Source organism: Pseudomonas sp. Q2-TVG4-2 (genome assembly GCF_013620795.1).
Classification (GTDB): Bacteria; Pseudomonadota; Gammaproteobacteria; order Pseudomonadales; family Pseudomonadaceae; genus Stutzerimonas.
The window spans coordinates 1-1,196 of record NZ_LGLW01000029.1; the positions used below are offsets into that span (position 1 = coordinate 1).

General features: G+C 57.9%; 1 protein-coding gene. It reads left to right on the forward strand.

The annotated features are described in order from the left end of the window. On the forward strand, window positions 1-1,193 hold a 1,193-nt coding region (tuf, locus tag H3028_RS21025; protein WP_181299133.1), incomplete at its 5' end, for an elongation factor Tu. Window positions 1,194-1,196 lie beyond the last annotated feature (3 nt).

Genomic DNA, 1,196 nt, shown 5'->3' on the forward strand with positions numbered 1-1,196 from the left:
TGGCTAAAGAAAAATTCGAACGTAACAAACCGCACCTGAACGTCGGCACCATTGGTCACGTCGACCATGGCAAGACTACCCTGACTGCAGCGCTGACCAAGGTTTGTGCTGAGACTTGGGGCGGCTCTGCGCGTGACTTCTCGCAGATCGACAACGCGCCGGAAGAGAAGGCTCGTGGTATCACCATCAACACCTCCCACGTTGAATACGATTCCTCGATTCGTCACTACGCCCACGTTGACTGCCCAGGTCACGCTGACTATGTGAAGAACATGATCACCGGTGCTGCGCAGATGGATGGCGCGATCCTGGTTTGTTCCGCTGCTGACGGCCCGATGCCGCAGACGCGTGAGCACATCCTGCTGTCCCGTCAGGTTGGCGTTCCTTACATCGTTGTCTTCCTGAACAAGGCTGACATGGTGGACGACGCCGAGCTGCTGGAGCTGGTTGAGATGGAAGTGCGTGACCTGCTGTCGACCTACGACTTCCCGGGTGACGACACGCCGATCATCATCGGTTCGGCGCTGATGGCCCTGAACGGTCAGGACGACAACGAGATGGGCGTATCGGCCGTGCGCAAGCTGGTCGAGACTCTGGACAGCTACATTCCGGAGCCTGAGCGTGCTATCGACAAGCCGTTCCTGATGCCGATCGAAGATGTGTTCTCGATCTCTGGTCGCGGCACTGTTGTGACTGGTCGTGTCGAGCGCGGCATCGTCAAGGTTCAGGAAGAAATCGAGATCGTGGGTATCCGCGATACGACCAAGACTACCTGTACCGGTGTCGAGATGTTCCGCAAGCTGCTCGACGAAGGTCGTGCTGGTGAGAACGTTGGCGTGCTGCTGCGCGGCACCAAGCGTGACGATGTCGAGCGTGGTCAGGTTCTGGCCAAGCCGGGCACCATCAAGCCGCACACCAAGTTCGAAGGCGAAGTCTACGTACTGAGCAAGGAAGAAGGCGGTCGTCACACTCCGTTCTTCAAGGGCTACCGTCCGCAGTTCTACTTCCGTACAACTGATGTGACTGGTAACTGCGAGCTGCCAGAAGGCGTTGAGATGGTAATGCCGGGCGACAACATCAAGATGGTTGTCACCCTGATCGCTCCGATTGCCATGGAAGACGGTCTGCGCTTCGCGATTCGCGAAGGCGGTCGTACCGTTGGTGCCGGCGTGGTTGCCAAGATCATCGAATAACCG